The following is a 253-nucleotide window of genomic DNA, read 5'->3' on the forward strand; positions in this document are numbered from 1 at the left end:
GAGATATCTGCTCTCAAACTCGGAGACTTTTGTCAGGAACAAAATCATGCCTGTGATCGCCGCAGGCTTTCGGTCCCAATCTGTAGTCTTGAGGACAATGGCACGGAGCTCTTCAAATACTAACATTTTGTCCTCAGGGACAAGCGCGGCGACTGAGGGCAAAACGGAGGCGGCCGCCAAATCGTCTTTTGAGAGTTTTTCGACGAGTGTGAGGAGGCGTGCATCGAGCGCTGCCGTCATAATAGCGAAATTT

Annotated in this window: 1 protein-coding gene; it reads right to left on the bottom strand. The window is 51.0% G+C overall.

The window, feature by feature from the left end:
- Window positions 1–253, bottom strand: a 253-nt coding sequence (locus tag HBA93_RS22290; protein ID WP_221724693.1) for a hypothetical protein, incomplete at both ends; no start/stop codon positions are given.

Source organism: Ochrobactrum sp. SFR4 (genome assembly GCF_019730395.1).
Lineage (GTDB): Bacteria > Pseudomonadota > Alphaproteobacteria > Rhizobiales > Rhizobiaceae > Pseudochrobactrum.